Raw genomic sequence first — 25,309 nt, forward strand, 5'->3', positions numbered from 1 at the left:
GTGTGCTGCCCGGCGTGCCGCACGGCTACCGTGACCGCATGGCCGACTCCGTGCGCGTGGTGTGGTGCCCCGCGCTGCTGGGATACAGCTTCGGACCGGGCCACCCCATGTCCCCGCTGCGCCTGGACGTGACCATCGCGCTCGCCCGGGCGCTCGGGGTCCTGCAGCGCGAGGGCGTGCGCATGGTCGACGTCGAGCCGGCGTCCGAGGAGGAGCTGCTCACGGTCCACGACGCGGGCTACCTGGCCGCGGTCCGGGCCGCGTCGAGCGAGGGCCGGCACGACCTCAGCCGCGGGCTGGGCACCGAGGACGACCCCGTGTTCGCCGGCATGCACGACGCCGCCGCGCGGATCGTCACCGGCAGCCTCGCCGGGGCCCGTGCCGTGTGGGCGGGGGAGACCGCGCACGCGGTCAACATCGCCGGCGGCATGCACCACGCGATGCCCGGGTCAGCGGCCGGGTTCTGTGTGTACAACGACGCCGCGGTCGCGATCCGCGGGCTGCTCGACGACGGCGCCGAGCGCGTCGCGTACGTCGACGTGGACGCCCACCACGGCGACGGCGTGGAGCGGGTGTTCTGGGACGACCCCCGCGTGCTGACGATCTCGGTGCACGAGAGCGGGCGCACGCTGTTCCCCGGCACGGGCCACCCGTCCGACGTCGGCGGTGCCGGCGCCGAGGGCACCGTGGTGAACGTCGCGCTGCCGGCCGGCACCGGGGACGCCGGCTGGCTGCGCGCCGTCGATGCCGTCGTCGAGCCCGTGGTGCGCGCCTTCGGGCCCGACGTCCTGGTCAGCCAGCACGGCTGCGACGCGCACCGCCGCGACCCGCTCGCGCACCTGGCGGTCAGCGTCGACGGCCAGCGGCACGTGGCCGAGCGCCTGCACGTGCTTGCCCACGACGTGTCGGACGGTCGCTGGCTCGCGCTCGGGGGCGGCGGGTACGACCTGTTCGACGTCGTGCCGCGCGTGTGGGCGCACCTCATCGCCATCGCCGCGCACGCCGACATCGACCCGGCGACGCCGATCCCGGACGGCTGGCAGCGGACGGTGGAGACCCTGTCCGGCGTCCCGGCGCCGACCACGATGACCGACGGCGCGGACCTCTCCTACCGGCCCTGGTCCCGGGGCTACAACCCGGACGACGACCTGGACCGCGCGGTCCGTGCGACCCGGCAGGCCGTCTTCCCGTACCACGGCCTGGACCCGCTGAACGACTGAGCGGCGCAAGTGACGGGGGCCGTCACCCGCGCCGTTCCCTGCCGTCCCCGGCCGGCTCCGTGCCGTCACCTGGCCGGCCCACGCCCCGTGGGCCTCCTCTTTCCCACCAGCCCCACCTGCCCTAGGGTGATCGACGCGTCCCGCCGTCGGTGGGACGCCTGCCGTCGGCGTGAGCGCCGGCACGTCCCGGAGGACCCAGCGCCCCATGTCCAGCGACCAGCCCCGCGTGCGGTTCCTCACCGTGGCCGAGGTCGCCGAGATCATGCGCGTCTCCAAGATGACCGTGTACCGGCTGGTGCACTCCGGTGAGATGCCGGCCGTGCGCGTCGGCCGCTCGTTCCGGGTGCCGAAGGACGCGCTCGACCACTACCTGGCGACGGCCTACATCGAGGGTGACCGGCTCTCGTCCTGAGCGGGGGCGCCCGGGCTGCGTCGCAGGGACGGGCTGCGAGCGGGTAGGGTGTCACCGGACTTCCGTGCGTGGACGACATGACCGCGCCGCGTGTCGAACCGACCAGCACACCCGAGATTGTGAGGATGCCATGGGCTCCGTCATCAAGAAGCGCCGCAAGCGCATGGCCAAGAAGAAGCACCGCAAGCTGCTTCGCAAGACGCGCCACCAGCGCCGCAACAAGAAGTAGGACTCCGGGCCCGGCAGACATGCCGGGCCCGTGGTGTGTCCGGGCCCCACTCCGGGCCCGTGGTGCCCGCCCGTGGTGCATCCGGGCGGAGCGCTGCCGGTGGCTGCCGGCAGGGCGTGCCGGGCCTGCCGCGGTCAGCCGCGCACGGCCCGGCGGGCCGAGCGCAGCACGAGGCCCACCGCCCACGCCGCCCCGGCCCACCTCGCGCCGCGCAGGCCGTGACGCGTGGCCGCGTGACGCCGGCCGCGGAACTCCCGGATCGGCCAGCCCTCCGCCTTCGCGTGCCGGCGCAGCCGCGCGTCGGGGTTGATCGCGCACGGGTTGCCCACCGCGGACAGGATCGGCACGTCGTTCGTGGAGTCCCCGTAGGCGAAGGACGCCGCCAGGTCGATGCCGTCCCGCTCCGCGAGGGCCAGGACGGCGCCGGCCTTGGCCTGCCCGTGCAGCAGGTCGCCCACGAGCCGGCCGGTGTAGAACCCGTCCTGGTGCTCCGCGACGGTGCCCACGCACCCGGTGGCGCCCAGCCGGCGCGCGATCAGGTCGCCGATCTCGACCGGGGTGGCCGTCACCAGCCAGACCTGGTGCCCGGAGGCCAGGTGCCGGTCCAGCAGCGCCCGCGTGCCGGGGAAGATCCGCAGCTCCAGGACCTGGTCGTAGACCTCCTCGCCGATGGCGACGACCTCGGCGACCGAGTGACCGGTCATGATCCCCAGCGCGGACGACCGGATCTCGTCGATCTGGTCCTTGTTCTCGCCGAACAGCTGGTAGCGGGCGTTCATCGCGCCGGCCCACACGAGGTCGCGCAGGCTGAAGAACCCGCGCCGGTGCAGCCCGGCGGCCAGGTGGAACGCGCTGGCCCCGCGGATGATCGTGTTGTCGACGTCGAAGAAGGCGGCCACGGCCGGCGTCGTCGCGGCGGGCGTGGGCTCGGGCACGCGATCACTGTAACGAGCGGCCCTAGGCTTGCCCGATGACGACCAGCGCCCCCCGGGTGGTGCTCTACGGCCGTGCCGGCTGCCACCTGTGCGACACCGCCCGCGAGGTGGTCCGGGAGGTCGCCGCCGACGCGGGGGAGACCTGGACCGAGGTCGACGTGGACGCCGCGGCCGCGCACGACGGCGGCGCGCTGCAGCGCGAGTACGGCGAGCAGGTGCCGGTGGTGACGGTCGACGGCGTGCCGCGGGGCTTCTGGCGGATCGACGCCGGTCGCCTGCGCAAGGCCCTCGCCGCCCCGCGTCCGAGCCCCTAGCCTGGCTGCGGCGGCGAGGCAGCCGCGCGAGGGAGCCGCCGTGAGCGCCGTCAGCACACCCCGCCCGGGCGAGGCCGGTCCGACCGCGCGCCCGGCGCGCCCGGCCCGCGCCCGCGAGGTGCCGCCCGCCACCGTCGCGCGGCTGCCCGTGTACCTGCGTGCGCTGCACGTGCTCGCCCAGCAGGGCGTGGTCCTGACGTCGTCGCGGTCCCTGGCGGTGCTGGCCGGGGTCGGCCCGGCCCAGCTGCGCAAGGACCTGTCGCACCTGGGGTCGCACGGGACCAACGGCGTGGGCTACGACGTCGCGCACCTGAGCCGGCAGATCGCCGTCGCGCTCGGGCTGACCAGCCAGCGGCGCGTGGTGATCATCGGGATCGGGCACCTGGGGCACGCGCTGGCCAACTACACCGGGTTCTCCGGGCGCGACTTCGTCGTCGCCGGGCTCGTGGACGCCGACCCCCGGGTGGTGGGCACGACCGTGGCGGGCCTGCCCGTCCGTCCGGCTCAGGAGCTCGAGGCGGTCGTCGCCGAGACCGGGGCCACCATCGCGGTCATCGCCACGCCCGCGGACGTCGCCCAGGAGGTCTGCGACCGGGCCGTCGCGGCGGGCGTCACCGGCGTGCTGTGCTTCGCGGCGCGGGCGCTGCGCGTGCCGGCCGACGTCGACCTGCGCACGGTCGACCTGGGCTCGGAGCTGCAGATCCTCGCCTACCACGACCGCCGCAAGAGCGAGCGCCTGGGCTGAGGCCCCACGCGCCGAGGGGCGGGGAGCGCTCGGCTCCCCGCCCCCGGGCGGTCGTGCGGGTGCTGCTCGGTGCCGTCGAGAGGGCTCAGGCCTGCTTGATGGCCGAGATCTCGAGGGAGACCTTGACGTCGTCGCTGACCAGGAAGCCACCGGTCTCCAGCGCGGCGTTCCAGGTGAGGCCGAAGTCCTTGCGGGAGATCTTGGTGGTGGCGGAGAACCCGGCGCGGGCGTTGCCGAACGGGTCGGTCGCGGTGCCGTTGAACTCCAGGGCCAGCTCGACGGTCTTCGTGACGCCGTGGATGGTGAGGTCGCCGGTGAGGACGTACTCGCCGCCCTGGGCGACGACGGACGTGGACGTGAACGTCCAGGTCGGGAACGCCTCGGTGTCGAAGAAGTCGCCGCTGCGCAGGTGGCCGTCGCGGTTCGCGTCACGGGTGTCGATCGTGGCCGGGTCCAGCACGGCGGTGACGGACGACGTCGTCAGGTCGTCGCCGACGACGATGGTGCCCTCGGTGATGGCCACGGAGCCACGGACCTTGGCGATGCCGGCGTGACGGGTGGTGAAGCCGGCCTCGCTGTGCGACGCGTCGATGACCCAGGTGCCGGTGAGCGACTCGGTCGGCAGGGCGGTGATGGTGCTCATGGTTCCTCCGGGGGACGTGGTGGGGGATCGTTGAATCTGCAACGACCCGATAGTTGACATTTCTACTATGCTTGCTCGACAAGCGCAAGGGTCGGTCCAGAAGAGGGTCCCGGGTGGGACGGAGGGAGGTCGCACGACATGTCGACGTCGGTGAGCGAGGTCCACTGGCTGACGGCGGAGCAGCAGGAGCACTGGCGCGCGTTCCTCGTGGGCACCGCGCGGCTGAACGAGGCGCTGGGGCGCCAGCTCGAGCGTGACAGCGACCTGTCGCTGAGCGAGTACGAGGTGCTGGTGCGGCTGTCCGAGGCCGAGGGCCGCACGCTGCGCATGTCGCTGCTCGCCGACGGGCTGGCGCACTCGCGCAGCCGCATCACGCACACCGTCCGGCGGCTGGAGGCGGCCGGGCTGGTGCGCCGGGAGGCGTGCGCCGCCGACGGCCGCGGGGTGAACTGCACCATGACCGACGCGGGCTACGCACGGCTGGAGTCCGCGGCCCCCGGGCACGTCACGGCCGTGCGCACGCACCTCGTCGACGTGCTGACCGACGACCAGCTCCGCGCCCTCGGCGAGGCGATGTCGGCCGTGCGCGACGCGCTCACCCCGGCCTGACGGATCTCACACCCCGCGGACGTCCCCGGGCGGTCCAGCACCCGGGCGCGTTTGCGAGACTGTTCCCATGGTCGCGACCACGATCCACCTGCTGCGCCACGGCGAGGTCCACAACCCCGCCGGCGTCCTGTACGGGCGGCTGCCCGGCTACCACCTGTCCAAGCGCGGGGTCGCCATGGCGGAGCGGGTCGCCCAGCACCTGGCCGGCGAGCACGCCGACGTCGTGGCCGTGCTCGCCTCGCCGATGGAGCGCGCGCAGGAGACCGCCGCCCCGATCGCCCGAGCGTTCGACCTGCCGATCCGGACCGACGAGCGGCTGCTGGAGGCGGAGAACAGGTTCCAGGGCCTGACCGTCGGCGTCGGCAACGGCTCGCTGCGCAACCCGCGGCACTGGCCGCTGCTGGTCAACCCGCTGCGGCCGTCCTGGGGCGAGCCCTACACCGCGCAGGTGGCCCGCATGCTGGCCGTCGTCGACACCGCCCGCGAGGCCGCGCGCGGTCACGAGGCGGTCCTGGTCAGCCACCAGCTGCCGGTGTGGGTGACGCGCCTGGCGCTGACCGGGCGGCGGCTGTGGCACGACCCGCGCCGGCGCGAGTGCACGCTGGCGTCGCTGACCTCCCTGCGCTTCGAGGACGACCGGCTGGTCGGCCTGCACTACACCGAGCCGGCGGCCGACCTGCTGCCCGGGGCGACCCAGGTCCCGGGCGCATGAGCCGGACCGGCAGCCGGCGGCGGGCCGGTGCGCGCACCCTCCCTGCCGCCGTCCCCCTCGCCCTGGCCCTCGCGCTGACGCTCGGGGCCTGCACCGCCGAGCCCGCCGCCGACGGCCGGACGGACACCGGCGCCGAGGCGGGGTACGTCTCGGGGGACGGCAGCACCCGCACCTGGGCCCCGGAGGACCGCGGTGACGCCGTCGTCGTCGCCGGCACCGACTTCTCCGGGGCACCCGTCTCCGTGGCCGACTGGCGCGGCGACGTCGTCGTCCTGAACACCTGGTACGCGGCCTGCCCGCCGTGCCGGGCCGAGGCGCCGGACCTGGTCGCGCTCGCGACCGACTACGCCGACCGGGGCGTGCACCTGCTCGGCATCAACGGGACCGACGACGCCGGTGCGGCGCAGGCCTTCGAGCGCACGTTCAGCGTGCCGTACCCGTCCCTCGCGGACACCGACGGCACCGCGATCGCCTCGCTGCAGGGCGAGGTGCCGCTGCAGGCCGTCCCCACGACGGTCGTGCTGGACCGCGAGGGCCGCGTCGCCGGGCGCGTGCTCGGCCTGGCCGACGGCTCCACGCTGCGTGCGATGGTGGACGACCTGCTCGCCGAGCCGGCACCGGCCGGCGTGTGATGCTCGCCGGGTCCGCCGCGGACGTCGGCTCCCAGTTCGCGACCACCGCGTTCTCGGGGTCGATGCTGCTGGCCGTCCCGGTCGCCCTGCTCGCCGGGCTGGTGTCGTTCGCGTCGCCGTGCGTGCTGCCGCTGGTGCCCGGCTACCTGGGCTACCTCGGCGGGATGAGCGGCGCCTCGGTCGGCCAGAGCGGGCTGGGCCGGGACGGCTCCGCGCGCGCGACCGCCAGCCGCAGCCGCCTGCTCGCCGGGGTCGCCCTGTTCGTCGCCGGGTTCACCCTCGTCTTCGTCGCCGTCGGCACGCTCGCCGGGTCGCTCGGCGCCCTGCTGGGACGCTGGGAGGACCCGCTGACGCGCGTCCTGGGCGTCGTCGTGGTGCTCATGGGACTGGCGTTCCTCGGGTTCGTGCCGTTCCTGCAGCAGGAGCGGCGCCTGCACGTCAGCCCCGCCGCGGGGCTGTGGGGCGCGCCGGTCCTCGGCGTGGTGTTCGGGCTCGGCTGGGCGCCGTGCATCGGCCCGACGCTCGCCGCCGTGCTCGCGCTGTCGCTCGAGGACGGGTCGGCCGCGCGCGGGGCGACCCTGTCGGTCGCGTACTGCCTCGGGCTCGGGCTGCCGTTCCTCGCGATCGCGCTCGGCATGCAGCGCAGCTCGGCCGCGCTGACCTTTTTGCGGCGGCACCGTCCGGCCATCACCCGGCTCGGCGGCGGACTCCTCATCCTCATCGGGCTCGCCCTGGTCACCGGCCTGTGGGGCGCCTGGACGCAGTCCCTGCAGGGCCTCGTCGCCGGCTTCCGGCCGGTGGTCTGATGGCGACCTACCGGCCCGAGGGCATCGACGACGCGTTCGTCGGCCCGGGCGACGCGGACGGCGGCTCCGGCGGACCCGGGAGCCCGGACACGTCCGGCACCCCCCGCGACCCAGGCAGCCCCGACACCCCCGGAGGCCCCGGCGACGGCGTCGTCCTGCCGCGGCTCGGCGTCCTCGGGTGGCTGCGATGGACCTGGCGGCAGCTGACCAGCATGCGGGTCGCGCTGCTGCTGCTCATGCTGCTCGCGGTGGCCGCCGTCCCCGGGTCGGTGCTCCCGCAGCGCCCGCAGGACCCCGCCCGGGTCGCCGAGTACCTCGCCGACAACCCCACGCTGGGGGAGTGGCTGGACCGCCTCGGCGCGTTCGACGTCTACGCGTCGGTCTGGTTCTCGGCGATCTACCTGCTGCTGTTCGTCTCGCTCGTCGGCTGCATCGTCCCCCGCACGTCGGTGCACCTGCGGGGCCTGCGGGCGCGTCCGCCGCGCACGCCGCGGCGGTTCGACCGCTTCCCGGCCCAGGCCGCGCTGGAGACGACGTCGTCCCCGGAGCGGGTCGCCCAGGTGGCGACCGACGCGCTGCGCGGCCGGTGGCGCCGGCTGCCGCGGTTCCGCGTCGACGTGTGCCCCGAGGCCGCGGGCACGACCGTCGCCGCCGAGCGCGGCTACCTGCGCGAGAGCGGCAACCTCGTCTTCCACCTGGCGCTGCTCGGGCTGCTGGTGTCGGTCGGCACCGGCCAGTTCCTGCACTACCGCGGCCAGGCGATCGTCCTGCAGGGCCGCGGCTTCGCGAACGCCGTCGTCGGCTACGACACCTTCGAGAGCGGCACCGGCTTCGACCCGGCCTCGCTGGAGCCGTTCTCGCTGACCCTGGACGGGTTCACGGCGGAGTTCGACCCCCAGACGCTGGCGTCGCGCTACTTCCGGGCCGACGTCACCGTCCGGGAGGCGGACGGGTCGCAGCGGGCCGACTCCATCCGGGTCAACCACCCGCTCACCGCGGGCGGGGCGAAGGTCTACCTGCAGGGCAACGGGTACGCACCGGAGGTGACCGTCCGGGACGCCGCGGGCGAGGTCGCGTTCGCCGGCCCCGTGCCGTTCCTGCCGCAGGACGAGGTCTACACGTCCCGCGGCGTGATCAAGGTGCCGGACGTGTCCACCGGCCCGCAGATCGGGATGGTCGGCTTCCTGCTGCCGACCGCGCTGGAGTCCGCACCCGGGCTGTGGCGGTCGGTGCACCCGCTGCCCGGTGACCCGCTGCTCGTCCTGTCGGTGTGGTCCGGCGACCTGGGGCTCGACGACGGCGTGCCGCAGAACGTCTACCAGCTCGACGAGGCGGGGCTGGAGCAGGCGGTGGACGCCGACGGCGGCACGGTCACCCTGTACGTCCGGCCCGGCGAGACGGTGACCCTGCCGGACGGCCTGGGCTCGCTCACCTACGACTCGACCCTGCGCTTCGTCGCCCTCGACCTGCGCCACGACCCGACGCTCCCGTTCGTCCTGGTGTTCTCGCTGCTCGCGCTGGGCGGGCTGGCGCTGTCGCTGTTCACGCCGCGCCGGCGGGTCTGGCTGCGGGCGGTCCCGGGGCCGGACGGTCGCACGCACGTCACCGGCGCCGCCCTGGCCCGCGGGGACGACGTCGGCCTGCAGCGCGAGCTGGACGCCGTCATGGCCGCCGTGGCGCAGGACGGGGCGGCGGTGGACCGCTCCGACGGGCTGGCGTCCCCCGGCACGGGCGGGGACAGTTCGACGCAGGGACCTGACCACACGCAGCACGCGGCGACGCGACCACGAGGAGCACGATGACCCCCGCCGAGCTCGGTGACCTGAGCACCAACCTGGTGTGGGCGGCGGCGACGGTGTACACCGTCGCGCTGGTCGCCTACACCCTCGACCTCGCGGCGCTCGCCGAGCGCGTCCCGCGCACGCGCCGGGCCGTGGCCGCACGTCCGGCCGCCCGGCCCGGCGTCGCCGGCGGCACGCTCGTCGCCGACCGGGCGCCCACCGGCACGGTCGGCACGGTCGGCACGGGCGGCACGGTCGGCACCGCAGGGGCCGGCGAGGCACGGCGCCGGTCGCGCGCCCGCGGCATCGCCCGGTCCACGACGGCGCTCGGGCTCGTGCTCCACGTCCTGGCGGTCGTGCTGCGCGGCCTGGCGGCGCAGCGGACGCCGTGGGCGAACATGTACGAGTTCACGCTGGTCGGCACGCTGGTCGCCGTGGTCGTGCTGGCCGTCGTGCTGCGCGGGCGGGACCTGCCGTTCCTCGGCGTGCTGGTGTCCGGCTTCACGGTCCTGGCCCTCGCCCTGGGGCTGCTCGTCTTCTACATCCGCGCGGACGGTGTCCAGCCGGCGCTGGACAGCTACTGGCTCGTCATCCACGTGGGCGTCGCGATCACCTCCACCGGGGTGTTCATGGTCGCGGCCGCGGCGAGCGTCCTGCAGCTCCTGCGCGACTCGCGCGACCACGGGTCGGCGGCGCTGGCGGGCAACCGGTGGCGCTGGCTCGAGGCCGTGCCGCGGCCGACCGAGCTGGAGGCGCTGTCGTTCCGGCTCAACGCCGTCGGCTTCGTCCTGTGGACGTTCACGCTGATCGCCGGCGCCATCTGGGCCGAGCACGCGTGGGGCCGGTACTGGGGCTGGGACCCCAAGGAGGTCTGGACCTTCGTGATCTGGACCGTCTACGCGGCGTACCTGCACGCGCGCACGACGCGCGGCTGGGGCGGTCGCCGCGCGGCCTGGTTCGTCGTCGTGGGCTTCGCGTGCGTGATCGCGAACTTCACGCTGGTGAACCTGTTCTTCTCGGGCCTGCACTCGTACTCGGGGCTGTCGACCGGCTCCTGAGCGCGAGCCCTACGGGCTGGTGCGGGGGCCGGGCGCGTCGTGCCCGTTGCCGGACGCGTCGCCGTCGGCCGCGTCGGGGTGCGCGCCGCCGGGGCCACCGGGCTGGCCGCCCTGCGCGCGGCGCTGCTGCTGCTCCAGGCGCCAGAGGAACTCCGGGTCGTCGTCGGGCGCGACCGGGCCGCTCGGGCGGCGCGGCCCCCGGGTGGGCGGCGTGGGGCCGATGCCGCCCCCGCCGCCGCCCGCACCACCGTCCGGACGGCGGGACCTGGCGGTCCGGCTCGCCACCAGCCACCCGATGGAGCCCACCACCGGCAGCACGACGATGAGCAGGATCCACAGCGGCGCGGGCACGCCCGAGCGCTCGTCGCGGTCGCTCTTGATCACGTCGATGATCGTGTAGACCACCAGTCCCACCAGGACCAGGAACAGCAGGTTCCGCATGCCTCCAGACTATGTCCGGGGCGGCGGCGTGACGGGCCTACGCTGAACGGATGCCGTTGGTGACCTACTCCGCGCTCCGCCTGGGGCTGCTGGCCGCGTGCTTCGCGCTCGGGTACTGGGCCGGGCTGCGCACGTGGCTGCTGCTCCTCGTGGCGACGTTCTCGGCGTGGGGCCTTTCGTACGTGCTGCTGGCGCGGCAGCGGGAGGCGGCCGCCGTCCACCTGGCCGAGCGCGCCGCCCGGCGCGCCGGCGGCGGGCGCCGGTTCCCGGCCGCGGCGGAGTCCGACGCCGCGCACGAGGACGCCCTGGACGACGCCGCCCGGTCCGGTGCCGCAGCGCCGCCCGTCCCGGACGACGAGCCGGGCCGCGACCGGCCCTAGCCGGGCCGGCGGACGTCGTCCGGCACGACCAGCCGCAGGACCTGCACCCCGTAGGCCGCCAGCTCCACCGTGGTCACCTCGGGGCCCCCGTCCAGCGGCGCCAGCGTCCCCCGGGCGAGCACCGGCCGGACGCGGGCCTCGGCGTCGGTCATGTTGACCAGCCACACGAGCGTGTGCCCGTCCTCGTGCACCAGCTCGCCGACGACGACGTCCGGGGAGTCCACCCGGACCGCCGGCTGGGCGCCGGCCTCCGCCGCGAGCGCCGCGTACAGGCGCCAGGTCGCGTCGGGGTTCACGGCCGGCAGCAGGGACGCCATGTGCTCCAGCGGGTAGGTGCACAGCACCGCCTGCCCGTCCCCGAGCCGGTGCCGCAGCAGTGCGGGGCGTCCCCGGCCGTCCCGGGCGACGACCTCGGCGCCGACCGGCTCGACCGGCAGGTAGGCCCGGGAGTCCTCGGTGCCCGCGGTGCGGAACCGCAGGGTCTCCCCGGCCGGGATCCCGCCGAACGGGGTCTCGAAGCGGAGCTCCACGACGTCGTCCTCGATCGCGTCGACCAGGCCGTACCGGGTCAGCTTCCGGACCCCGAACAGCTCGTGCATCGTCGGCCACCAGGGCCCGCGCTGGTTCGGGTGCGTGCCGGTGAAGTACGAGCAGTAGACGGTGGCCCCGCCCCGGGCGAGCCTGCCCAGCTGCACCCACGTCGGGGAGGTGAGGTGCTTGACGGACGGGACGAGGTAGAGCGCGGCGTCGTCGGGCAGGCCCGGTCCCTCGGCGGCCGGGTCGAGCTGGCCGGCCTCGAGCTCCACCCGGCCGTCGCGCGGGACGACGGCGCGCCCGTACTGCACCCCGCCGCGGGCGACGCCGTCGGCCAGGTCGCGCGCGGTGCCTGGCTGCCACAGGACGGCGTCGGCCTCCCGCACGAGGACGACCGGCAGGTCCGCGTGGCGCGCCGAGACGTACGCCTGCCGCAGCGTGGCGGCGATGGTGGGGCCGTCGGACGGGTCGGTGAACGGGTACTGGTTGTCCAGCCAGCTCGACACGACCAGGGCGATCGACGAGTCCGGGCGCGAGCACCGGGCGACGTCGACCCGCTCGAGCAGCGCGGCGAAGTCCCGCATCTCGCGGGCCTGCGGCTTGGGGACGCCCGCGGCGTCGACCAGGCCGAAGTGCTGCTCGAACGGCCGGTGGGTGTAGGGCGCCTGCCGGTACAGGTGGTCGAGGTCGGTGTTGTTCCACGCCAGCCACCCGGTCGCCCCGGCGAGCAGCGTGTGGTGCAGCAGCTGGCGGTAGTAGTGGGCGCCGTTCTCGTCGCTCGTGTAGTCCGAGGTGACCCCGAACTCCTCCATGACGACGGGCTTGCCCGAGCGGTGCAGCAGCTCGCAGACGAAGGCGGCGCCCAGCAGCTGACGGGACTGGTCGGTCTCCATCCGGTACACGTGCGGCCCGAGGAAGTCGACGAGCGGGGCGAGGTCGCGGACGCGGAAGCCGTTGTCCCGGCCGGTGACCTCCACGCCCCACGCGCCCTCGCCGATGCTCACCGGCTGCGTCCCGCCGCCGGCACGCACGGCGTCGAGGAGGATCTGCGACCAGCTGCTCACCTCGTCGGGGTCCAGGACGTCGTCGCCGCGGGAGCGCCAGTCGGCGTAGATGGGGATCTCGTTGGTCAGCAGCCAGCCGGCCACGGCCGGGTGGTCGTGCAGCCGGGCGGTGAGCTCGCGCACGTACCAGGCCTGGCGGGCGACGAACCACACGTCCCGGAACAGGTGCCGCCCGCCGCGCCACGCCGGGTCCCAGTTCTGGCCCGACATGTGCCCGACGAGGAACGTCGGGATGCTGCTCATCCCCAGTGCGCTGTGCCGGTCGAGGAAGTCCCGGAAGCGGTCGACGAGCCCCTCGTCGATGGTGTCCGGGGTGGGGTGGAAGTCCGGCCAGTAGAAGAAGGAGCGCGTCACCGTCATGCCGTGGGCGCGCATGGTCTCGAGCTCGGACTGCACGACGTCGCCGTCGTAGGACCGCCACATGAGCGGGCCGCCGGTGCGGGACCAGAAGTTGACCCCGACCCAGTGCTGCGGCCGGCCGTGGTGGACGACGGCCGGGGACGGGCGCTTCACGGTCCGGACGCCCCGGCGGCCCACGCGGGGCGGCGGCGCTCGCGGAAGGCCCGCACCCCCTCGTGGAAGTCCGCGCTGCCGTACACCTCGGTGTAGACGTCGTCCGAGCGCACCGCCGCGGCCAGGTCGTCCAGGCGCCGGCCGAAGGTCTTGGCCGCGGCGACGGACAGCGGCGCGCACACCACGACGCGCTCCACCAGCTCCGCCAGGACCGCGTCCAGCCTCTCGGCGGGCGCGACGGTCCGCACCAGCCCGGCGGCGAGCGCCTCGTCCGCGGTGGCCAGCCGCCCGGTCAGCAGCAGCTCGGTCGCCAGGGCGCGTCCCAGCGCGGCGCGCATCCGGGCGGTCGTCGCCGGTGACACGCAGTTGCCGAGCGTGCGGGCGACCGGCGCCCCGAAGACCGCGGCCGGGGTCGCGTAGACGAGGTCGCAGCAGGCCACGATCGCCAGACCGCCCCCGACCGCCGGTCCGTCGACGAGCGCCACGACGGGCACCGGCAGCGCCCGCACCGCGTCCAGCACGGCGGTGATCTCGGCCTCGTAGGCGACGCCGTCCGCCCCGTCGGCGATGACCTCGAGGTCCGCGACGTCCGTCCCCGCCGCGAAGGCCCCGCCCGCCCCGCGGACGGCGACGACGCGGACCGTCGGGTCGGCGGCCAGGTCGAGGCAGTGCCGCCGCAGGTCGGCGTACATGGCCGACGTCAGGGCGTTGCGCCGGCCTGGGTTGTCGAACGTGATGGTGGCCAGCGGTCCGGAGCGCACCAGCTCGGTGCGCCCCGGCCCGCTGTCGCCCTGCGTCACGCGGGCACCCGCGTGCAGTGCGGTCCGGTCACCGGACGCTCTCGTCGAGCTCCCAGCCCAGCGTCTGGTACATCCGCCGGCGGCCCGCCTTGTCGTTCTCGTTCTCCTGCCGGGCGTACTGCGCCACCTGCTCGGCCACCTCGAACGGCACGGCGATGACGCCGTCGCCGTCCCCGAGCACGATGTCGCCGTGCTTGATCTGGACCCCGCCGACGCTCACCGGGATCTTGGCGGCCTCGTACTCCACCCGGCCCTGGGTCATGGCCTGGTTGCGGTACTGCGCGAAGATCGGCACGCCCTGCGCCCGGCACTCGTCGCGGTCCCGGCAGCCGCCGGAGGTGACGACCGCCGCGGCGCCCTTGATGTGCCAGTCGAGGGAGTTGTAGGACCCGATCTCCCCGACGCCGCAGTCCGGGGACTCGAGCACGACGATGTCGCCGGGCTCCAGCTCGGCGTCCCACGGGGAGTGCATGACCTCGCCGTACCAGTACTCGCGGGCCCACTTGGTGTAGTCCTCGCCGACGATCTGCGGGACCTGCTTCTGGCTGACCCGCGAGCGCACGGTGAACGCCGCCCCGCAGAACTTCATGCCCTCGGCGATGGACTGAATGTCGCGGTGCACGCTGCCCTTGTTGGGCATGCCGATCCAGTCCAGCCCGTCGCGGACGTCCGACACCCGCAGCCCCTGGAACAGGGCCACCAGCTCCTGCTTGGTCTTGGTGGTCCCCGTGGCGGGGCTCGTGCTCGTGCCGTTGTCGCTCGTCGTGGTCATGCTCGTCTGTCTCCTTCGACGTGGGTCGTGCGTGGTCGTCGTGCGTGGTGGTCGTCGTGCGTGACGTGCCGTGCTCGGTGCGCCGCCTACCAGCTCGCGGCGACGTACTTGGTCTCCGTGTACTCCAGCAACCCCTCCCCACTTCCCTCCCGGCCCAGCCCGCTCTCCTTGACGCCGCCGAACGGCGCGGCAGGGTCGGAGACGAGCCCGCGGTTCACCGCGACCATCCCGGCCTCCAGCCGGTCGGCCACCCGCAGCGCCCGGCCGAGGTCGGCCGAGTAGACGTAGGACACGAGCCCGTACTCGGTGGCGTTCGCGGCCGCGATCGCCTCCTCGTCGCTGTCGACGACGACGACCGGCGCGACCGGGCCGAAGACCTCCTCGCGCAGGACGGCGGCGTCGGCGGGCACGTCGACGAGGACGGTCGGCGGGTAGAAGCACCCGTCACCGGCCCGGCCGCCGACGAGCGCGCGGGCCCCGCGCGCCACGGCGTCGTCGACCAGGCGGACGACCTTGTCCACGCTCGGGCGGTCCACGAGCGGGCCGCACTCGGTCCCGGGCTGCTTGCCGTCCCCCACCCGGATCGCGCCCATGCGGGCGGCGAGGCCGGCCGTGAACCGCTCGTGCACGGACCGGTGGACGTAGAACCGGTTCGCCGCGGTGCACGCCTGACCGCCGTTGCGCATCTTGGCGACCATCGCCCCGTCGAGGGCGGCGTCGACGTCGGCGTCGGCCAGGACGAGGAACGGCGCGTTCCCGCCGAGCTCCAGCGCGCAGCGCAGCACCCGGTCGGCGGCCGTGCGCTGCAAGATCTTGCCGACCTCGGTGGATCCGGTGAACGACAGCATGCGCACCGCGGGGTGGTGCAGCATCGCGTCCACGACGGGGCCGGGGTCGGTGGTGGTCACCACGTTGACCACGCCCGCCGGGACGCCGGCCTCGGTGAGCAGGTCGGCCACGGCCAGCGCGGTCAGCGGGGTCTCGGCGGCGGGCTTGAGGACCGTGGTGCACCCGGCGGCCAGCGCGGGCGCGATCTTGCGGGTCGCCATGGCCGCCGGGAAGTTCCACGGCGTGATCAGCACCGCGACGCCGATCGGCTCGTGCCGCACGAGGATCTGGTTCGCCCCGCTCGGGGCGGTGGACAGGCGCCCGGGGATCCGCACCGCCTCCTCGGCGTACCACCGGAAGAACTCCGCGGCGTAGGCGACCTCGGACCGCGCGTCGGGGAGCGCCTTGCCGTTCTCGGTCGAGATGAGCAGCGCCAGCTCCTCGGCCCGGTCGGTCATCAGCTGCCACGCGCGACGCAGCACCTCCGCCCGCTGCCGCGGCGGTGTCGCGGCCCAGCCGGCGGCCGCGGCGACGGCGGCCTCCACCGCGTCGAGCGCGTCGTCCGGTCCGGCGTCGGTCACCGAGGCGACCACCGCGCCGGTGGCCGGGTCCTGGACGTCGAAGGTGGCGCCGGACGCCGCGGGGCGCCAGGCGCCGCCCACCAGCAGGCCGGTCGGTCCGGTCGTGGTCGTCATGTCAGGCCACCCCTCTGCTCGGGCTCGGGCGCGCACCGGTCGGCACGGCGTCGTCGTGCGCTGCGTCGTCGTGCTGCTCGACCGGTCCGGCCGGGGACAGGTCCCCGCGGTGGGCGGCACGCAGGATGCTCAGCGCGGCCGCCTCGTCCAGCGGTCGCGGGTTGTTCTCGACGAGGCGTCGGGCGCTCATCGCCTCGTGCGCGGCCCACGCGAGCCGGTCCTCCGGCATCCCGAGCGCGTCCAGCGTCCGCGGGATGCCGACGGACGCGAGCAGGTCGGCGACCGCGGTGACGGCGGCATGCGCGCGCGTCGTGTCGTCGCTGCCGTCGCCGTCGTCCCTGCCCTCCCGGGCGGCGGCCGGCGTGCCCCCGGGCACCCCGGAGCTCAGCGCCCGGCCGACCTCCGCCAGCTCGGCGGTGCGGGCGGGGAGGTTGAAGGCCATGACGTACGGGATGAGCGTCCCCACGCCGATGCCGTGCGGGGTGTGGGTCAGTCCGCCGACGGGGTACTGCAGGGCGTGCGCGGCCGCGGTGCCCGCCGTCCCGAACGCGAGGCCGCCGGCGAGCGCGGCCAGCATCATGCCCGAGCGGGCGGCGAGGTCGTCGGGGTGCGAGCACGCCCGGGCGAGGTGGGCCGCGGCCTGGCGGATCCCCAGCAGCGCGAACGCGTCGGTCAGCTCGCCCTTGCCCACGAACACGCGGTCGGTGGACAGGTCGGGCGTCGGGGGGCGCCGGACGGCGGTGTACGCCTCGAGGCAGTGCACGAGGGCGTCCGCCCCGGCCGCCGCGCTGACCCCCGGCGGGCACGACACGGTCAGCTCGGGGTCGCAGACGGCGGCCGCCGGGATGAGGTGCGGGCTGGAGATCCCGATCTTCATCGTGCGCTCGGGGTCGGCCAGCACCGCGACCGGCGTCACCTCCGACCCGGTGCCCGCGGTGGTGGGGACCGCGACGACGGGGACCACCGGACCGGGGACGCGGTTCTCGCCGTAGTAGTCCTGGGGGCGGCCGCCGTGCGCGAGGCACAGCGCGACGACCTTGGCCAGGTCGAGGCAGCTGCCGCCGCCGAACCCGACGACGACGTCGGCGGCGTGCGCACGGGCCTGCCGGGTCGCCTCCTCGACCTGGTCGACGGGCACCTCGGGCAGGGCCTGGTCGAAGACGTCCACCTCGACCCCCGCCGCGCGCAGGCCGTCCACGAGGTCGCGCAGGGCGGGGTCGGCGCCCAGCCGCGGGTCGGTGACGACGGTCGCCCTCGTGCCGTGGCGCAGCACGGCGCGGGGGACCGCGGCCCGCTGCCCGACGCCGAGGAGGATCTCCCGGGGGGCGCGCAGCAGCCCGAACAGGGGCAGGGGCGGCAGGGCCCCGGCCGCAGGTGGGGTGCGCTCAGGCTCGGTCACGGTCGTCTCCGGAGGTCGGCAGGGCCTGCGCGCTGCGGTGCACGGCGGTCAGGTCGAGGTAGGTGAGCGCGTTCACGCGCAGCCGCTCGAGCTCGTCGTCGGACAGCGGGCGGCGCACGACGGCGGGCACCCCGGCGACCAGCGACCGCGGGGGGATCTCCATGCCCTCCCGGACGACGGCGCCGGCGGCCACCAGGCTCTCGGCGCCCACCCGCGAGCCCGTGAGCAGGACGGCGCCCATCCCGACCAGGCTGCCGTCGCCCACGGTGCAGCCGTGCAGCACCGCCCGGTGCCCGACCGACACGTCGGCGCCGACGACGACGCCCCCGTGCTCGTCCGCGTGCGCGATCGTGCCGTCCTGCAGGTTGGACCGGTCGCCGACCTCGATCCGCGCGCCGTCGGCGCGCAGGACGCAGCCGTACCAGACGCTCGCCCGGCTGCCCAGGCGCACGTCGCCGACGAGGACCGCGCCCGGGGCGACCCAGGCGTCGGCGGCGACGACCGGGACTCGCTCGCCGATCCGCAGCACGACGGCCGGGGTGACGCCTGCGCCGTCGGTCATGCCGGCGCCCCGGGGTGGGCCGCAGCCCGCGCCGTCAGGCCGTACCAGCGGTCGGCCGTCCCGCCCTCGACCAGCGCGAGGTCGTCGTCGGACGCCCCCGCCTCGGCCAGCGCCCCGCGCAGGTCGGACCACGCCTGGCCGTACGTCGCCCGCAGCAGCACGACCGGCCAGTTGCTGGCCAGCATCAGCCGGTCCGGGCCGAAAGACTCCAGCGCGTGCGCGACGTAGGGACGCAGGGCCTGCGGCTGCCAGGACGGCCACGCCGTGAGCGCGTCGATGCCGACGGACACCTTCAGCGCGACGCCCGGGCAGGCCGCGAGCCGGCTGACCAGGTCCGCCCACGGCTGCCGGCCGCCGGTGTCCAGCGGCGGCCGCGCGAGGTGGTCGACGACGACCCGCAGCTCGGGCACCGCCTGGGCCAGCCGCACCACGGCCTCCACCTGCTCGGCGGTCACCGGGACCACGTCCCAGGCCATGTCGCGGGACGCGACCTCGCGGAACAGCGCGAGCGACGCGGGGCTGGACAGCCACTCCATCGGGTCCCGCGCCACGAGGCAGCGCACCCCGCACCACGTGGCGTCGCCGGCGCGGTCGAGCTCGCGCCGGGCGGCGTCCGCGTCCTGCATCGGCAGCCATCCCACGACCCCGGCCACCGTGGGGGTCGCGGCCGCGTAGGCGGCGAGCCGGTCGTTCTCCTGCGCGCTGTCGACCGACTGCATGAGCACGGTGGCGTCCACGCCGGCGGCCGCCAGCTCCGGCGCGAGGTCGTCGGGCCCGTAGTCGCGGTCGATGGACGCGTGCGCGGACGTGCGCCAGGACTGCTCCTCGGCCGCGACCTCCCAGAAGTGCTGGTGCGCGTCCACGGTCCGGTGTCGGCCGCTCTCGGTCATCGTCCCCTCCAGGTGGGTGCTCGGTGCTCGAGGAACGCCGCCACGCCCTCGCGGAAGTCGGCGCTGCCGTAGCAGCGCTCGAGCAGGTCGTCGGCCTGCACGGCCAGGGCGGCCGCGTGCAGCCGCCGGTCCATCTCCTTCATCGCCGCGACGCTCAGCGGCGCGTTGCCGGCGAGCCGGGACACGAGGTCGGCGACGGTCTCCTCCAGCGCGTCCGGCGCGACCACGGCGTGCACGAACCCGCTCTCGCGCGCCTCCTCGGCGCCGAGCAGGCGCGCGGTGAGCAGCAGGGTCATCGCCCGGGACACCCCGAGCCGGTGCTGCAGCCGGGCCACCACCGCGGCCGGGACGCAGTTGCCCAGCGTCCGGGCCACCGGGACGCCGAACCGGGCGTCCGGCGTCGCGACCAGGACGTCGCAGGTGGCGGCGACCGCGAGCCCGGCGCCGACGGCTGGACCGGACACCACCCCGACCACGGGCACCCGCAGCGCCAGGAGCGCGGAGAGCACCCGGGCGACCCGGTGCTCGTAGGCGACTCCCTGCGCCCCGTCGGTGAAGTCGCGGAACCCGCGGATGTCCGTCCCCGCCGCGAACGCGGGACCGTCACCGCGGATCACCACCACGCGCAGCGTGGGATCGGCGTCGACGCGCTCGCACATCGCGAGGAGCTGGTCGTACATGGCCCAGGTGATCGCGTTGCGCCGGGCCGGGTTGGACAGCACGGCGTGCAGCACGTCCCCTGCGCGGTGCACCCGGACGCCGGGCTCCGCACCGTCCGCGTCGTCGGTCATCGCTCGGTGCTCGCCTCGAGGTCGGCCGGCTCGCGGCCCAGCACCTCGGCGTTGTGCTCGCCGAGCAGGGGCGGCGGGCGGCGGATCGTGGGCGGTGTCGCGCTGAGCCGCAGCGGCGAGGCCAGCACCCGCACGCGCCCCTCCACCGGGTGCTCCATCTCCGCGACCATGCCGCGCGCCTTCACGTGCGGGTCGTCCTCGAGCACCTGCCGGTAGTCCTGTATCGGACCGGCCGGGACACCGGCAGCCAGCAGGACGTCGACCCACACGGCGGTGGGGCGCTGCGTGGTGCGCTCCTCCAGCGCCGCGACGAGCTCGGGGAGGTTCTGCATCCGGCCGACGTTGGTGGCGAAGCGCGGGTCGGTGACCAGCCCGTCCACCTCCAGCGCGGTGCACAGCCGCTGCCACAGGCGCTGGTTGTTCGCGCCCACCGTGACGTACCCGTCGCTCGTGGCCAGCGCCTGGTAAGGAGCCGACATGCGGTTCGCCGACCCGGTCTTCTGCGGGGTGCGACCGGTCTGCCACAGCTCGGTCGACTCCCACACGGCGAGCGCGAGGGCCGAGTCGAACAGCGACGCCTCGACGCTCTGCCCGCGCCCGGTGCTGCGGGCGCTGATCCACGCGGCGAGGATGCCGATCGCGCAGAACAGCCCCGACCCGAGGTCCGCGACCGGGATGCCGGACTTGACCGGCCGGCCGCCGGGCTCCCCGGTGATGCTCATGACGCCGCTCATCGCCTGCGCGATGAGGTCGTAGCCCGGCCGGGCGGCGTACGGGCCCGTGAGCCCGAACCCGGAGATGCTGGCGTAGACGATCGCCGGGTTGATCTCGGCCAGCGTCGCGTAGTCCACGCCGAGCCGTGCCGCGACGCCGGGCCGCCAGTTCTCGACCACGACGTCGGCGGTGCGCACCAGGCGCAGGAACGCCTCCAGGCCCTCCGCCGACTTCAGGTCCAGGGCGACGCTGCGCTTGTTCCGGTTCAGCGCCATGAACGCCAGGCTGTCCTCGCCGATCCCGGAGAGCCCCCAGGACCGCCGCGTCTGGTCCCCCGAGTCCGGGTTCTCCACCTTGATCACGTCCGCGCCGAGGTCGGCCAGCACCATCGTGCAGTAGGGCCCGGCCATGACCTGCGTCAGGTCGAGGACCACCATCCCCGCCAGGGCGCCGTCGCCGGCCCCGGGTCCGTTGTCCTGATCCACTCGTGCCTCTCCTCGACTCGGTCGGTGCCGCCGGTGGTGGTCCGGCGCGCCGGAGCGCGCCGGACCACCGGGTCAGCGCTGCGTCACTGCGCCCCGAAGGCCGCGTTGACCTCGGCGATGAAGGCGGCCGCCGCGTCCTCGGGGCTGGTCCCGCCGAGCGAGACCGTCTCGTAGGCACGGTTGAACGCCGTCTCGAAGTTGGCCTGGTACCCCGCGGGGTAGCTGACCGTCGGCGGCTTGGCCTCGATGACCTGCTGGTACAGCTCGAGCTCGTGCTTCTTCAGCGCGGGCAGCTCGGGGTTGTCCAGCTGCTGCTGCAGGTGCCGGGTGTTCGTCACCCCGCCGTTGTTCGACGCGAACAGCGCGGCCGCCTCGTCGTTGTTGGCCCAGAAGTCGATGAAGGCCGCCGCGGTGGGGACGTTGTCGCAGTTCGCCGAGATGGCCCAGCCCGAGGTGAACAGCACGTTCCCGGAGCCGCCCTCGCCGGACGGCATCGCCACGGTGGTCAGCTCCTGACCCGGCGCCAGGCCCGACAGGGTCGCCTGCCCGGGCGTCAGGGCGTTGCCCGGGACGCTGTCGAGCATGACCTTGCCCTGGGCGACGTAGCGCTGCTCGGTCTGCGGCGGCTCCTCCGCGCGCTGCTGCGCGGTGCTGGTGGCGCCGGCGTTGCGCAGGTCCTCCCAGAACGTCCAGAACTCGGCGAGGGTCTCCTCGGAGAACGCGATCTGGTCGTCCTCGAACATCTCCTCCCCGCGGGCCTGGGTCCACGCGATGAAGTAGTTCGGCAGCCCGCCGCCGAGGTTCGCGGCGGCGATGCCCTCGGGCAGCGACCCCTGGGCCTCGGTGATGTACTCCCCGAAGTCCTCCCAGGTGTAGCCCTCCTCGGGGAGCCCGACGCCGGCCTGCTCGGCGAGCGTCGCGTTGATCTCGACGGCGTCGTAGGCGGCGCCGTAGGGGATGAAGTAGAGCCCCCCGTCGGGGCCGCGGCCGGTGTCGATGACCTCCTCGGGGATGTCGGGCACCGTGATCGCCCCGGACTCGATGAGCGGGTCCAGGTCCATGAGCGCGCCCTGGGTGGCGTACGAGGCCAGCTGGCGACCCTGCATCTGCGGCACGCAGGGGAGGTTGCCGCTGGAGCCCTGGACGTTGAGCCGCTCGAAGTACGCGGCGAAGTCGGCGGACTCGGGCTCGACCGTGACGCCCGGGTTCTCGGCCACGAACAGGTCCGAGACGCCGTTGGTGAGGTCGACACGCGGCCCCGAGCCCCAGTAGGCGATCCGGAGCGTGCCCTCGACGTCGCCGAGGCCGGCCTCGGCGCCGGAGGCCTCGGGCGCGGCCGACTCCTGCGTCGTCTCACCGACGCGGGTGCCGCCGGAGCAGGCGGTCAGGACGAGCGTGAACGTCGCCGCGCCGGCGACGAGGCCGAGCGCGCGCCGCCGCGGACGGGTGTGTGGAGACATCATCGTTTCCTCTCGAGTGGTGCACGGACGGCGGCTCGTCGAGCGGCCGGGAAGGAGGGGGTCGGGACGGTGCCGGGGCGTGACGCCGGCGTGCGGGTCACTTGAGCCCGCTGGTGGCGATGCCCTCGATGAGCAGCTTCTGCGCGACTAGGAAGAAGCCGACGATCGGTGCGAGCGACAGCGTCGCCATCGCGAACAGGGGACCGAAGGCGGACTCGCCCGTGGCGTCCAGGAACCCGTTGAGCCCCTGGGTGACGGTCCACTTCGCCGGGTCGTTGAGGTACAGGAGCGGGCCGAGGAAGTCGTCCCAGGTCCGGATGAAGGTGAACAGCGCGGTGGTCCCGAGGGCCGGCAGCGACAGCGGCAGGATCACCCGGCGGAAGATGCCCACGTGGCCGCAGCCGTCCAGCCGGGCGGCGTCGTCCAGCTCACGCGGCAGCGTCCGGATGAACTGCACCATCAGGAAGATGAAGAACGCGTCGGTGGCGAGGAACTTGGGAACCGTCAGCGGCAGGATCGTGTTGATCCACGCCAGGTTGTTGAAGAGCACGTACTGCGGCACGAGCGTCACGTGGTACGGCAGCAGCAGCGTCCCGAGCATGAGCGCGAACATGACCCGCTTGAACGGGAACTCCAGCCGGGCGAAGGCGTAGGCGGCGAGCGAGCAGGAGACGACGTTGCCGATGATGCACAGCACCGAGATCACCAGGGAGTTCACGAAGTACCGGGAGAAGTTGAGGCTGCCGTAGCTCCAACCGGTCGCGTAGTTCTCCAGCGTGAAGTTCGAGGGCCACAGGCCGAGCGTCCCGAACGCCTCGTTGCTCGGTCGCACGGACGCCCCGGCCATCCAGAGCAGGGGGTACAGGACGACGACCAGCACCAGCAGCAGGCTGAGGTGGCGCGCGAGCGAGATGACGACCCGGTTGCGCGAGGGCCGGCGCGGGAAGACGGGGCGCAGCAGCGCCGGCGTCGCGGAGGTCGGGCTGGGGGTGGCCGTGGTCATCTCTCGTCTCCGTAGTAGACCCAGAACCGGGCGGTGGCGAACATGAAGGCGGTGAACAGACCCAGGACCACGGTGAGCGCCCACGCCATGGCCGACGCGTACCCCATCTCCAGCTGCGTGAAGCCGCGCTGGTAGAGGTAGAGCGTGTAGAAGAGCGTCGAGTCCAGGGGTCCGCCGTTGCCGTTGCTGATCACGTACGCCGGGGTGAACGCCTGGAAGGCGTTGACGGTCGTCAGCAGGACGTTGAAGAAGATGAGCGGCGTGAGCGTCGGCAACGTGATGCTGAAGAAGCGCCGCAGGGGGCCGGCGCCGTCGACCATGGCCGCCTCGTAGAGCTCCTTGGGGACCTGCCGCAGGCCCGCGAGGAAGATGATCATCGGGGCGCCGAACGTCCAGACGCTGAGCGCGACCAGCGAGTACAGCGCGGTGTCGGGGTTGCCGATCCAGCTCTGCCCCTCGATGCCCAGCCGGGCGAGGAAGGCGTTGAAGACGCCGTCGCCGCCGAACATGGTGCGCCACAGCATCGAGATCGCGACGCTCGCGCCCACCAGGGACGGCAGGTAGAACGACGCCCGGTAGAAGGGCAGGAACCGGATGCCCTGGTTGAGCACCATCGCGACGAGCATCGAGACGATCAGGATGAGCGGGACGGCGACGGCGACGTACTCCAGCGTCACCCCGACCGACGCCTTGAACCGCGGGTCCACGAGCATCCGCTGGTAGTTGGCCAGGCCCTGCCACTCGGGCGGGGTGAGCAGGTTGTACCTCGTGAACGACAGGTACAGGGAGTAGGCCATCGGACCGAGGGTCAGCAGGAGCATCCCGGCCAGCCACGGGGTGAGGAAGCCGTACGCCGCGAGGGCCTCGCGTCGCGCCTGCCCGCTCGCGCGACGCCCGTGCGAGGAGCCCGGGTCGGTCAGGTCGTCGACGTCGGGCAGCACCGAGGTCCGGTCACCGCGCCGACGGACGCCCGCGCCCGTCAGCCTCGAGTCCTTGGTGGTCACGACGCACCTCCTCGGCCTGCCCGCGCCTGGGCGGCGTGGGTCTCCACCCGGTCGGCGAGGGTCTGCGCGATCAGCGCGGCGACCGGCACGCGCAGGTCCACGGCGCGCGCGGCGGCGACGACCTCGAAGAGGTCCTTGCTCCACGGCCGCTCGCGCGGCGGGGTCCCGCCCGCCTCGTACGACTCGACGAGCCGGTCGAAGAAGCCCCAGTTGCGGGTGACCCACGAGTCGCCGGTGCTCGACGCCACCGACCGCAGCACGGTGTCCTCGTCGACGCCGTGCGCGGCGGCGAGCTCCATGGCCTCCATGGCACCGGCGAGCGCGGACAGCATCATGAGCTGGTTGGCCAGCTTGGTCGCCGCCCCGGCCCCGGCCGGACCGACGAGCAGCACCTCGCTGCCCATGGCCTCCAGCAGGGGCCGCGCGGCCTCCAGGTCGTCGGCCTCGCCGCCGACCATGATGGTCAGGTCGCCCTTGTCGGCCCGCTCGGCGCCGCCGCTGACCGGGGCGTCGAGGAACGCGACGCCCTGCTCGGCCGCGACGGTGGCGAGCCGTGCTGCGGTCTCCGGCATGATCGTGCTGTGCACGACGACCGTGCGCCCGTCACCGCCGGCCGCGAGCCAGCCGTCCGGCCCCTCGAGGATCGACCCCACGGCGGCGTCGTCGGGGACGACGAGCACGAGCGTGTCGCACCCGCCGAGGTCCGCGACGGAGCCCGCGACCCGGGCGCCGTCACGCTCGAGCGCCTCGGCCTTCTCGGGCGAGGTGTCCAGCACGGTGAGCGACCATCCTGCGCGCAGGAGGGTGGCCGCCATCGGGCGGCCGATGTTGCCCAGCCCGGCGAAGCCGATGCTGCTGGTCCCAGGCGACGCTGCCAT

28 protein-coding genes are annotated in these 25,309 nt (G+C 74.6%); 12 read left to right on the forward strand and 16 right to left on the reverse strand.

The features are described 5' to 3' along the window. Window positions 1-38: 38 nt before the first annotated feature. The 3 genes from CAE01nite_RS02475 to CAE01nite_RS02485 all read left to right on the forward strand — a co-directional run bounded on the left by CAE01nite_RS02475 (window position 39) and on the right by CAE01nite_RS02485 (window position 1,861). Window positions 39-1,220 (forward strand): acetoin utilization protein AcuC, encoded by a 1,182-nt coding sequence (locus CAE01nite_RS02475; RefSeq protein ID WP_146899358.1) that lies wholly within the window; start codon window positions 39-41, stop codon window positions 1,218-1,220. Between the two features lie 205 nt (window positions 1,221-1,425). Further along, window positions 1,426-1,632 (forward strand): helix-turn-helix domain-containing protein, encoded by a 207-nt coding sequence (locus CAE01nite_RS02480; RefSeq protein WP_146899361.1) that lies wholly within the window; start codon window positions 1,426-1,428, stop codon window positions 1,630-1,632. 130 nt (window positions 1,633-1,762) lie between these two features. Next, a complete protein-coding gene (locus tag CAE01nite_RS02485) occupies window positions 1,763-1,861 on the forward strand; it encodes a 30S ribosomal protein bS22 (protein WP_003792170.1) in 99 nt (32 codons plus the stop codon). A 134-nt stretch (window positions 1,862-1,995) separates the two neighbouring features. Here CAE01nite_RS02485 and CAE01nite_RS02490 read toward each other — a convergent pair whose 3' ends face one another. Next, a complete protein-coding gene (locus CAE01nite_RS02490; RefSeq protein WP_146899364.1) occupies window positions 1,996-2,796 on the reverse strand; it encodes an HAD family hydrolase in 801 nt (266 codons plus the stop codon). A gap of 35 nt (window positions 2,797-2,831) precedes the next feature. On the opposite strand from CAE01nite_RS02490, the gene CAE01nite_RS02495 reads away from it, so the two are divergent. Further along, on the forward strand, window positions 2,832-3,110 hold the full coding sequence (locus tag CAE01nite_RS02495) for a glutaredoxin family protein (RefSeq protein WP_146899366.1): 279 nt from the start codon (window positions 2,832-2,834) through the stop codon (window positions 3,108-3,110). Window positions 3,111-3,150: 40 nt separating this feature from the next. After that, entirely contained in the window at window positions 3,151-3,855 is a 705-nt protein-coding gene (locus CAE01nite_RS02500; RefSeq protein ID WP_146899369.1) for a redox-sensing transcriptional repressor Rex, read from the forward strand. 85 nt (window positions 3,856-3,940) lie between these two features. Here the strand turns inward: CAE01nite_RS02500 and CAE01nite_RS02505 are convergent, their stop codons facing one another. Beyond that, a complete protein-coding gene (locus CAE01nite_RS02505) occupies window positions 3,941-4,498 on the reverse strand; it encodes a YceI family protein (RefSeq protein WP_146899372.1) in 558 nt (185 codons plus the stop codon). A gap of 138 nt (window positions 4,499-4,636) precedes the next feature. Between CAE01nite_RS02505 and CAE01nite_RS02510 the strand changes: the two genes are divergently transcribed. The 6 genes from CAE01nite_RS02510 to ccsB all read left to right on the forward strand — a co-directional run bounded on the left by CAE01nite_RS02510 (window position 4,637) and on the right by ccsB (window position 10,096). Beyond that, window positions 4,637-5,107 carry a MarR family winged helix-turn-helix transcriptional regulator gene (locus CAE01nite_RS02510; protein ID WP_146899375.1) on the forward strand — a complete coding sequence of 157 codons (471 nt, stop codon included), beginning with the start codon at window positions 4,637-4,639 and terminating at the stop codon, window positions 5,105-5,107. Between the two features lie 67 nt (window positions 5,108-5,174). Continuing rightward, entirely contained in the window at window positions 5,175-5,819 is a 645-nt protein-coding gene (locus CAE01nite_RS02515) for a histidine phosphatase family protein (RefSeq protein WP_146899378.1), read from the forward strand. After that, window positions 5,816-6,451 (forward strand): TlpA family protein disulfide reductase, encoded by a 636-nt coding sequence (locus CAE01nite_RS02520; protein ID WP_146899381.1) that lies wholly within the window; start codon window positions 5,816-5,818, stop codon window positions 6,449-6,451. The genes CAE01nite_RS02515 and CAE01nite_RS02520 overlap by 4 nt, the downstream gene beginning before the upstream one ends. After that, window positions 6,451-7,257, forward strand: a complete 807-nt coding sequence (locus CAE01nite_RS02525) for a cytochrome c biogenesis CcdA family protein (protein ID WP_146899384.1) — start codon at window positions 6,451-6,453, stop codon at window positions 7,255-7,257. The genes CAE01nite_RS02520 and CAE01nite_RS02525 overlap by 1 nt, the downstream gene beginning before the upstream one ends. Further along, the gene (gene resB / locus CAE01nite_RS02530; RefSeq protein WP_146899387.1) at window positions 7,257-9,059 is read left to right on the forward strand and encodes a cytochrome c biogenesis protein ResB; all 1,803 of its coding nucleotides are present in this window, start codon (window positions 7,257-7,259) and stop codon (window positions 9,057-9,059) included. The genes CAE01nite_RS02525 and resB overlap by 1 nt, the downstream gene beginning before the upstream one ends. Then, entirely contained in the window at window positions 9,056-10,096 is a 1,041-nt protein-coding gene (ccsB, locus tag CAE01nite_RS02535; RefSeq protein ID WP_146899390.1) for a c-type cytochrome biogenesis protein CcsB, read from the forward strand. The genes resB and ccsB overlap by 4 nt, the downstream gene beginning before the upstream one ends. Window positions 10,097-10,105: 9 nt before the next feature. Here ccsB and CAE01nite_RS02540 read toward each other — a convergent pair whose 3' ends face one another. Continuing rightward, window positions 10,106-10,537 (reverse strand): PLD nuclease N-terminal domain-containing protein, encoded by a 432-nt coding sequence (locus tag CAE01nite_RS02540; RefSeq protein WP_146899393.1) that lies wholly within the window; start codon window positions 10,535-10,537, stop codon window positions 10,106-10,108. 50 nt (window positions 10,538-10,587) lie between these two features. Between CAE01nite_RS02540 and CAE01nite_RS02545 the strand changes: the two genes are divergently transcribed. Beyond that, the gene (locus tag CAE01nite_RS02545; protein WP_146899396.1) at window positions 10,588-10,917 is read left to right on the forward strand and encodes a DUF4229 domain-containing protein; all 330 of its coding nucleotides are present in this window, start codon (window positions 10,588-10,590) and stop codon (window positions 10,915-10,917) included. Here the strand turns inward: CAE01nite_RS02545 and CAE01nite_RS18420 are convergent. The 13 genes from CAE01nite_RS18420 to CAE01nite_RS02610 all read right to left on the reverse strand — a co-directional run bounded on the left by CAE01nite_RS18420 (window position 10,914) and on the right by CAE01nite_RS02610 (window position 25,309). Further along, complete coding sequence (locus CAE01nite_RS18420) at window positions 10,914-13,028, reverse strand: glycoside hydrolase 5 family protein (protein ID WP_246130950.1); 2,115 nt, start codon at window positions 13,026-13,028, stop codon at window positions 10,914-10,916. The genes CAE01nite_RS02545 and CAE01nite_RS18420 overlap by 4 nt on opposite strands. Then, entirely contained in the window at window positions 13,025-13,828 is an 804-nt protein-coding gene (locus tag CAE01nite_RS02555; RefSeq protein WP_186816384.1) for an enoyl-CoA hydratase-related protein, read from the reverse strand. Before CAE01nite_RS02555 ends, CAE01nite_RS18420 begins: the two co-directional genes overlap by 4 nt. Before the next feature lie 28 nt (window positions 13,829-13,856). Continuing rightward, on the reverse strand, window positions 13,857-14,600 hold the full coding sequence (locus tag CAE01nite_RS02560) for an RraA family protein (RefSeq protein ID WP_146899402.1): 744 nt from the start codon (window positions 14,598-14,600) through the stop codon (window positions 13,857-13,859). Between the two features lie 86 nt (window positions 14,601-14,686). Further along, window positions 14,687-16,123 carry an NAD-dependent succinate-semialdehyde dehydrogenase gene (locus CAE01nite_RS02565; RefSeq protein WP_146899405.1) on the reverse strand — a complete coding sequence of 479 codons (1,437 nt, stop codon included), beginning with the start codon at window positions 16,121-16,123 and terminating at the stop codon, window positions 14,687-14,689. Window position 16,124: 1 nt separating this feature from the next. Then, complete coding sequence (locus tag CAE01nite_RS02570) at window positions 16,125-17,522, reverse strand: iron-containing alcohol dehydrogenase (RefSeq protein ID WP_246130951.1); 1,398 nt, start codon at window positions 17,520-17,522, stop codon at window positions 16,125-16,127. Beyond that, the gene (locus tag CAE01nite_RS02575; RefSeq protein WP_146899407.1) at window positions 17,509-18,084 is read right to left on the reverse strand and encodes a gamma carbonic anhydrase family protein; all 576 of its coding nucleotides are present in this window, start codon (window positions 18,082-18,084) and stop codon (window positions 17,509-17,511) included. Before CAE01nite_RS02575 ends, CAE01nite_RS02570 begins: the two co-directional genes overlap by 14 nt. Continuing rightward, window positions 18,081-18,974, reverse strand: coding sequence for an amidohydrolase family protein (locus CAE01nite_RS02580; protein WP_146899410.1), 894 nt, complete (start codon window positions 18,972-18,974; stop codon window positions 18,081-18,083). The genes CAE01nite_RS02575 and CAE01nite_RS02580 overlap by 4 nt, the downstream gene beginning before the upstream one ends. Then, window positions 18,971-19,765 (reverse strand): enoyl-CoA hydratase, encoded by a 795-nt coding sequence (locus CAE01nite_RS02585; protein WP_146899413.1) that lies wholly within the window; start codon window positions 19,763-19,765, stop codon window positions 18,971-18,973. The genes CAE01nite_RS02580 and CAE01nite_RS02585 overlap by 4 nt, the downstream gene beginning before the upstream one ends. Further along, complete coding sequence (locus tag CAE01nite_RS02590; RefSeq protein ID WP_246130952.1) at window positions 19,762-20,964, reverse strand: CaiB/BaiF CoA transferase family protein; 1,203 nt, start codon at window positions 20,962-20,964, stop codon at window positions 19,762-19,764. The genes CAE01nite_RS02585 and CAE01nite_RS02590 overlap by 4 nt, the downstream gene beginning before the upstream one ends. 83 nt (window positions 20,965-21,047) lie before the next feature. Further along, the gene (locus CAE01nite_RS02595; RefSeq protein WP_186816385.1) at window positions 21,048-22,424 is read right to left on the reverse strand and encodes an ABC transporter substrate-binding protein; all 1,377 of its coding nucleotides are present in this window, start codon (window positions 22,422-22,424) and stop codon (window positions 21,048-21,050) included. Between the two features lie 97 nt (window positions 22,425-22,521). Beyond that, window positions 22,522-23,427 carry a carbohydrate ABC transporter permease gene (locus tag CAE01nite_RS02600; RefSeq protein WP_146899419.1) on the reverse strand — a complete coding sequence of 302 codons (906 nt, stop codon included), beginning with the start codon at window positions 23,425-23,427 and terminating at the stop codon, window positions 22,522-22,524. Beyond that, window positions 23,424-24,365 (reverse strand): carbohydrate ABC transporter permease, encoded by a 942-nt coding sequence (locus CAE01nite_RS02605; RefSeq protein WP_371862883.1) that lies wholly within the window; start codon window positions 24,363-24,365, stop codon window positions 23,424-23,426. The genes CAE01nite_RS02600 and CAE01nite_RS02605 overlap by 4 nt, the downstream gene beginning before the upstream one ends. Window positions 24,366-24,427: 62 nt before the next feature. Continuing rightward, the gene (locus CAE01nite_RS02610) at window positions 24,428-25,309 is read right to left on the reverse strand and encodes an NAD(P)-dependent oxidoreductase (RefSeq protein WP_146899422.1); all 882 of its coding nucleotides are present in this window, start codon (window positions 25,307-25,309) and stop codon (window positions 24,428-24,430) included.

The organism is Cellulomonas aerilata (assembly GCF_007991755.1).
Taxonomy (GTDB): domain Bacteria; phylum Actinomycetota; class Actinomycetes; order Actinomycetales; family Cellulomonadaceae; genus Pengzhenrongella; species Pengzhenrongella aerilata.

Excerpts from the sequence above, each read along its gene's own strand:
- CAE01nite_RS02475 (WP_146899358.1), top strand. The coding sequence starts at position 39 with ATGGCCGACTCCGTGCGCGTGGTGTGGTGCCCCGCGCTGCTGGGATAC.
- CAE01nite_RS02480 (WP_146899361.1), top strand. The coding sequence starts at position 1,426 with ATGTCCAGCGACCAGCCCCGCGTGCGGTTCCTCACCGTGGCCGAGGTC.
- CAE01nite_RS02485 (WP_003792170.1), top strand. The coding sequence starts at position 1,763 with ATGGGCTCCGTCATCAAGAAGCGCCGCAAGCGCATGGCCAAGAAGAAG.
- CAE01nite_RS02495 (WP_146899366.1), top strand. The coding sequence starts at position 2,832 with ATGACGACCAGCGCCCCCCGGGTGGTGCTCTACGGCCGTGCCGGCTGC.
- CAE01nite_RS02505 (WP_146899372.1), bottom strand. The coding sequence starts at position 4,498 with ATGAGCACCATCACCGCCCTGCCGACCGAGTCGCTCACCGGCACCTGG.
- CAE01nite_RS02510 (WP_146899375.1), top strand. The coding sequence starts at position 4,637 with ATGTCGACGTCGGTGAGCGAGGTCCACTGGCTGACGGCGGAGCAGCAG.
- CAE01nite_RS02515 (WP_146899378.1), top strand. The coding sequence starts at position 5,175 with ATGGTCGCGACCACGATCCACCTGCTGCGCCACGGCGAGGTCCACAAC.
- CAE01nite_RS02520 (WP_146899381.1), top strand. The coding sequence starts at position 5,816 with ATGAGCCGGACCGGCAGCCGGCGGCGGGCCGGTGCGCGCACCCTCCCT.
- CAE01nite_RS02525 (WP_146899384.1), top strand. The coding sequence starts at position 6,451 with ATGCTCGCCGGGTCCGCCGCGGACGTCGGCTCCCAGTTCGCGACCACC.
- resB (WP_146899387.1), top strand. The coding sequence starts at position 7,257 with ATGGCGACCTACCGGCCCGAGGGCATCGACGACGCGTTCGTCGGCCCG.
- ccsB (WP_146899390.1), top strand. The coding sequence starts at position 9,056 with ATGACCCCCGCCGAGCTCGGTGACCTGAGCACCAACCTGGTGTGGGCG.
- CAE01nite_RS02540 (WP_146899393.1), bottom strand. The coding sequence starts at position 10,537 with ATGCGGAACCTGCTGTTCCTGGTCCTGGTGGGACTGGTGGTCTACACG.
- CAE01nite_RS02545 (WP_146899396.1), top strand. The coding sequence starts at position 10,588 with ATGCCGTTGGTGACCTACTCCGCGCTCCGCCTGGGGCTGCTGGCCGCG.
- CAE01nite_RS02560 (WP_146899402.1), bottom strand. The coding sequence starts at position 14,600 with ATGACCACGACGAGCGACAACGGCACGAGCACGAGCCCCGCCACGGGG.
- CAE01nite_RS02565 (WP_146899405.1), bottom strand. The coding sequence starts at position 16,123 with ATGACGACCACGACCGGACCGACCGGCCTGCTGGTGGGCGGCGCCTGG.
- CAE01nite_RS02575 (WP_146899407.1), bottom strand. The coding sequence starts at position 18,084 with ATGACCGACGGCGCAGGCGTCACCCCGGCCGTCGTGCTGCGGATCGGC.
- CAE01nite_RS02580 (WP_146899410.1), bottom strand. The coding sequence starts at position 18,974 with ATGACCGAGAGCGGCCGACACCGGACCGTGGACGCGCACCAGCACTTC.
- CAE01nite_RS02585 (WP_146899413.1), bottom strand. The coding sequence starts at position 19,765 with ATGACCGACGACGCGGACGGTGCGGAGCCCGGCGTCCGGGTGCACCGC.
- CAE01nite_RS02595 (WP_186816385.1), bottom strand. The coding sequence starts at position 22,424 with ATGTCTCCACACACCCGTCCGCGGCGGCGCGCGCTCGGCCTCGTCGCC.
- CAE01nite_RS02600 (WP_146899419.1), bottom strand. The coding sequence starts at position 23,427 with ATGACCACGGCCACCCCCAGCCCGACCTCCGCGACGCCGGCGCTGCTG.
- CAE01nite_RS02610 (WP_146899422.1), bottom strand. The coding sequence starts at position 25,309 with ATGGCAGCGTCGCCTGGGACCAGCAGCATCGGCTTCGCCGGGCTGGGC.